A 5,462-nucleotide genomic window follows, 5' to 3' on the forward strand; every position below is an offset into this window, starting at 1 on the left:
GTGTGGACGCGTTCTTTCAAGGGGTCAGCGTTCAAGGGGTCAGCGGCGTTGAAACGCGCTGACACGGAGCGCACCGAGCTGAGTGAGGCCATGGAGAACAGCGCGATGCTGGTTTCCATGGCCTCACCGTTCATGTGGTTTTTGCCGTCCTCCGTGCCCTCACCACTCTCGGTGAGCTCCGTGTGGACGCGTTCTTTCAAGGGGTCAGCGTTCACGGGGGCAGTGTCGTTGAAACGCGCTGACACGGAGCGCACCGAGCTGAGTGAGGCCATGGAGAACAGCGCGATGCTGGTGTCCATGGCCTCACGGTTTGCATGTGGCTTTTGCTGTGCTTTGTGCCCTCACCACCCTCGGTGAACTCCGTGTGGACGCGTTCTTCCAAGGGGTCAGCGTTCAAGGGATCAGCGGTCTCAGGACTTAGCGACCAGCCCCAAGCCGCTGCAGCACGGCGGCCATCACGGCATTGGTTTGCCGGGACTCGTTCTGGTCAGTGATGGCCACGGCAATCGTGATGCCGACCTCGGGGAAGACCATGGCGGTCGTGCCCCAGAATCCACCGTGCCCGCGTCCGCGAAGACCGCGGATGTTGGCACCGAAGAGACCGAGACCGTAGCCCGCCATTTCATTGCTGCGGGGCGCGTTCATGGTATCGAGCGTCGCCCGACGCTCGAAGATGTCGCCGTCGAAGAGTGCGGTCAGGAAGTGCGCCATGTCGCTCATCGTCGCCACGATACCGCCGCCGCCGTACAGGTCGAACGAGGGATCGATCCCGTACGAATCGAAGCCGGCGAGATACTGATGTGCGCGATCGGGCGTGCCCTTCGGCGTCGACTCCATCGTTTCCCACCACGTGCGGGTGAGCCCCAGTTTCTCGTAGCCAACGAGTGATCGCACCGCCGGCCCCAGCGGCTTGCCTGTCAGCTGCTCGACGATGAGCCCCAGCAACACATAGCCGCTGTCCGAATACCGGAACTGCGCCCCAAGCGGCCCAACAGGCGCCAGGCTGTCGACCAGCCACCGTAACTGCTCGCGTGGAGTCCAGTGATACCGTGGGTCGGTGCGCAGACGCTCCACGTAACTCGGCACCGCGGGATGTTCGTTGAAGCCCGCGCGATGACTCATCACCTGCTCGATGGTGATGCTGTCGGTGCGATAGCCATCGCGGCGCAGCATCGCATCGAGATCCGCCGGCAGATGCTTCACCAACGGGTCGTTGAGCGCGAGGCGCCCCTGTTCCACCAGCCGCAGCAACGCGGCCGCCACGTAGGTCTTCGTGTTGCTGGCCACACGCACCGGCTGCTCGGGTGTGAGCCGCACCTTGCGCGCCGTGTCGCTCATGCCGGCCGCCACGCTCCAACGGCGCCCCAGCGACTTGGATTCCACGGCGATGATGATGCCCGGCATGCGGGGACGGGCAGCCACGACGCTATCGGCAATTCGCTGCAAGGCGGGACCGATGGAATCAGCCGATGGCTGCGCCGGTGCGGCACCGGCCTGCAACAGGGCGAACAGGACGGGAAGAATCATCGGGCCCGGCGCTCCTGTGTTGCCTCCCAATCCACGAACGACCCGTCGAAGTCCTTGAGCGTCGTGCCTTCGAACCACCACACCCGCGTCGCCACCTCGCGCAGGAACGCCCGGTCGTGGCTCACGATGAGCACGGTGCCCTCGTACTCACCGAGCGCATCTTCCAGCACTTCGATGTTTTCGACGTCGAGGTGGTTCGTGGGTTCGTCGAGCACCAGCAGGTTCGCGCCGGACAGCGTCATGAGCGCCAACGCCATGCGCGCGCGCTCACCACCGCTCAGGGTACGGATTTCGCGGAACACCTCTTCCTGCGTGAAGCCGAACGCACCCAGATGGTTCTGTACGGCCCCGCGACTCCAGAGCGGCCGCTGCGCCTGAATGGCATCGTACATGCTCAGATCGAGCGGCAAATCACCCAGATCCTGCTTGAAGTACGCCGGCGTGATGGAGCTGCCGATACGCGCCTGCCCGGCGGCGGGCTGGCGATCGCCCATGATCGTGGAGATAAAGCTCGACTTGCCCGCGCCATTCGGCCCCACCAGCGCCACGAAGTCGTTGCGTCGCAGCACGGCCGTGAACTCGTCCACGAGCACACGCCCGGGCACTTCTACCCGCAGGTCCTTGACGTCGATCACCTGATCGCCACCGCGATCGTTCACCTTGAACTCGAGCGACATCGCGGCCGGGTCACCCGGCGGGGGCGCCAAGCGCGGCAGGCGCTCCAGGCGCTTGCGCTTCCCCTTGGCCTGGAAGGAGTTCACGCCGGCAATGTTCCGTCGGATGTATTCCTCCTCCTTCTTCACGTACGCGCGCTGCTTCTCGATCTCACGATCACGCGTGAGCCGACGCTCCGCACGCTGCGGCACGAACGCGCTGTAGTTGCCCTTGTACCACTCACTGGTCTTGGCTTCGATATGCAGAATGTGCGTGCAGATACTGTCGAGGAAGGCACGGTCGTGTGACACGACCAGCACCGTCTCTCCCGCTTCCTTGAGCCACTCCTGCAACCAGTGGATCGTATCGAGGTCGAGATGGTTGGTGGGTTCGTCGAGCATCAACAGGTCGGCCGGCGCAATCAGCTGTGCCGCGAGACCCACACGACCACGTTCACCGCCGGACAACGTCGACACGAGTCGCGTCTTCGACTCCTCAGCATCGAAGCCGAGCCCCTGCAACACGGCATCGACGCGGGCATGATACTCGTAGCCGCCCATATCGGCGAAGCGTTCCTGATCGCGGCCGAACTTCTCCAGGATTTCATCGGTAATCTTGTCGCCCATCTCACCCAGCTTCATGGCCTGCTCGGCGATGCTGTGCTCCAGGGCAATCACCTCGCGCCACGCCGCCGCGCCTGCCTGCCACACGGTCGTGGCGCCCTCAAAGGCGCGATGCTGATCGAGCAGCGCGTGCCGCATCCCCGGCTTACGCGCCACGGCGCCCACGTTCGGCTGCCGGTCACCCGTGATCACGCTGAAGATCGACGACTTCCCCGCACCGTTGCGACCGATGATGCCCCAGCGCTCGCCCTCACCGACGGTAAAGGTGATGTCCTTGAGCAGTTCGGTGGCGCCGAACGAGATACCGATATTGGAGCAGGAGAGAAGCGTCACGCGGAAATCGGAGTCAGCGGGTGGAAAAGGTCGGTGAAAGGTACACCGGACCGGCCGTGAACCGAAAACGGCGTTCTCCTCGCGAGCGACCTTAGTGCAACCGCGCCACCGGTGCCCCGGCGTAGGAACCGGGACCGTCGAGCGTGGTGTACTTGGGTATCACACTGAGCGCGCCGACCTGCGTCCCGGGGCCGGTCGTCACCCCGATCCCCACCACGCTCCCCACCCCGATCACGGTACCCGGGCCGAGTCGTACCGGGGCGGTTTTGAGCATCCCGTGCTCCACGATATGGCCGGACATGTGCACATCGGCGCCGATCACCACATCATCACCGAATTCGAGCAGGTTATGGTCCATGAGCGAGAGGCTGTTCACCCATACGAGATGCCCCGTGCGTGCGCCGTTGAGACGCAAATACCAGCTCCATATCAGAGTTGAGCGGAACGCCGGTCCGGCAAGCACGCGCACGACGTGTATCGTCATGAGATAACGGCCCCACACGAGGACGGGCCATTCGAAATCGACGAGGCGTGCCGTGATGCCGCTGGGGGTGCGCCACCCCAACCATCGCGTCGTGAGGGCCGACGACACCAGCAGCAGCAGCGCAAACATCACGTAGAGCGGGACGATGGCCAACGCCTGCACGGCCCATCGTGCAAGGCCATGCACGGGCAGCGCCGCCTGCCAGTGCGCGAACGCGAGGATGGGTAGTGCCGACCCGCCAATCAGCACCGTTTCGAGCAGAACGACCGAGCACACGGCCCACCCGAACCGGACCCAGCGCCATGTCTGTGCATTCGTCATCGGACGTCCCTCATACCGATCACCCCTCGGTCGAACTCGATGCGGCCGCCCGTCTGCACGCCACGGGGACCGGCCGGCCGCTCATCTACGTGCCCGGACTCGACGGAACGGGACTGCTCTTCTATCGCCAGACCCGCCTGCTGCGAAACCGGTTTCGCGTGCTCACGTTTCGCCTGCGTGACGAAGCCACAGACATGGACACGCTCGTCGCCGATTTGCTGCATCATCTCGACGTGGCGGTCCCTTCCGGCGAACCGGTCGTGATGGTGGGGGAATCGTTCGGTGGCGCGCTGGCCATGTCCTTCGCGAGCAGGCACCCCAAACGCGTGTCCGAACTGGTCATCCTCAATTCGTTCACCCGCATCACCCCGCGCGCCAAGCTGCATGCCGCGCTGGCGGCGATGCATCTGGTGCCGTGGCACACCATGCAGTGGGTCCGCAGTCTCACGGCGTGGCGGCTGCACTCGGCGCACACGCATCAGGACGAGATCCGTAACTTCCTATTACTCACACGCGGCACCACGAAAGTGGGATATCGCAACCGGCTGCGCATCCTCACGCGATACGACATTCGACCCGCGCTGCAGCGCTTGACCATGCCCACGCTTTTTCTCGCGGCCGATGAAGATCATCTGTTGCCTTCGGTGCGCGAAGCACGCCTGATGGCGGCGAGTGCTCCCGCGGCCACGCTGCGCATTCTCGAAGGGCATGGCCACGGATGCTTCCTCGCGCCCGATCTCGATCTCGACCAATTGCTCCATGAGTGGGCCTCGCTGCGTTCAGGGAGAGTAGAACCGACACCCGCCCATCCTGCCTAATCATGGGGCGAGCCCCCCTCGCACCGCCATCCCGCGCGGTGCTGCGATGCTAGCTGGCGGTGTTGAGGTTGTAGCGAATGATCCCCGCATGGACCGACTGCGGATCACGCTCGGCGTCGTACACGTCACCGACCGGCATGGGCATAACGCGCAGGACCTCGGCGAGTTGCGCGTGATCCTCTGGGGACAGTGCCAAGCTCAGCGTTTGCACCGTACGCCGCGCGCTCGCTTCGCTACGAAAGCCTACGATGACGGCCCCTACGGCCGGCTGATCGAGCACCCACCGCTGCGCGACGTTCGCAATCCCGACGCCATGGCGTGACGCGATGTCGCCCAGCGCCTCGAGCAGCCGCTGAAACGCGCGCCATCCGCCGCAGTCATCGATCACCAGGCGATACTTGATGAGCGACCGGTTCTCGAGTTCGCCAGCGGGTTCCTCCGCGCCATTCCACGCCTCGCCGAGGAAACCGCCGGCGACGGAGCCGTAGCAAAGCAGATGCATGCCGCGGGACACCGCCAGCGGCGCAAGCTGTGCCGCCGGTCGACGGTCGAGCACCGAATACTGCACCTGCGTGGCGACTAACGGCACACCGGCGTCCAGCAGCTCACGTGTGCGCTCGGTGTTCGTGTTCGTCAGCGCCAGATGACGGATCTTCCCGGCTCGCTGGAGATCAGTCAGCATGCCGGCGACCTCCACCATGC

The 5,462-nt window shown here is 64.6% G+C and carries 6 protein-coding genes; 1 reads left to right on the forward strand and 5 read right to left on the reverse strand.

Annotated features, from left to right (window positions below; genetic code table 11):
* From ACIQ6O_RS12120 to ACIQ6O_RS12135, 4 genes are all read right to left on the reverse strand, one after another.
* Positions 1-299: hypothetical protein (locus ACIQ6O_RS12120; RefSeq protein WP_396208050.1), on the reverse strand; the 299-nt coding region annotated here is incomplete at its 3' end.
* Positions 300-417: 118 nt separating this feature from the next.
* On the reverse strand, positions 418-1,527 hold the full coding sequence (locus tag ACIQ6O_RS12125; protein ID WP_396208051.1) for a serine hydrolase domain-containing protein: 1,110 nt from the start codon (positions 1,525-1,527) through the stop codon (positions 418-420).
* Complete coding sequence (locus ACIQ6O_RS12130) at positions 1,524-3,137, reverse strand: ABC-F family ATP-binding cassette domain-containing protein (protein ID WP_396208052.1); 1,614 nt, start codon at positions 3,135-3,137, stop codon at positions 1,524-1,526. Before ACIQ6O_RS12130 ends, ACIQ6O_RS12125 begins: the two co-directional genes overlap by 4 nt.
* 91 nt (positions 3,138-3,228) lie before the next feature.
* Positions 3,229-3,942 (reverse strand): hypothetical protein, encoded by a 714-nt coding sequence (locus tag ACIQ6O_RS12135; protein ID WP_396208053.1) that lies wholly within the window; start codon positions 3,940-3,942, stop codon positions 3,229-3,231.
* Between ACIQ6O_RS12135 and ACIQ6O_RS12140 the strand changes: the two genes are divergently transcribed.
* Positions 3,924-4,760, forward strand: coding sequence for an alpha/beta fold hydrolase (locus tag ACIQ6O_RS12140; protein ID WP_396208054.1), 837 nt, complete (start codon positions 3,924-3,926; stop codon positions 4,758-4,760). The genes ACIQ6O_RS12135 and ACIQ6O_RS12140 overlap by 19 nt on opposite strands.
* Before the next feature lie 49 nt (positions 4,761-4,809).
* On the opposite strand, the gene ACIQ6O_RS12145 is transcribed toward ACIQ6O_RS12140, so the two are convergent.
* On the reverse strand, positions 4,810-5,462 hold a 653-nt coding region (locus ACIQ6O_RS12145), incomplete at its 5' end, for an aldo/keto reductase (protein WP_396208055.1).

This window comes from Gemmatimonas sp., from assembly GCF_044345575.1.
In the GTDB taxonomy this organism is placed as follows: domain Bacteria; phylum Gemmatimonadota; class Gemmatimonadetes; order Gemmatimonadales; family Gemmatimonadaceae; genus Gemmatimonas.

Bases quoted from the DNA above. Each gene is read 5' to 3' on its own strand.
- ACIQ6O_RS12125 (WP_396208051.1), bottom strand. From the start codon at position 1,527: ATGATTCTTCCCGTCCTGTTCGCCCTGTTGCAGGCCGGTGCCGCACCG.
- ACIQ6O_RS12140 (WP_396208054.1), top strand. From the start codon at position 3,924: ATGTCTGTGCATTCGTCATCGGACGTCCCTCATACCGATCACCCCTCG.
- ACIQ6O_RS12135 (WP_396208053.1), bottom strand. From the start codon at position 3,942: ATGACGAATGCACAGACATGGCGCTGGGTCCGGTTCGGGTGGGCCGTG.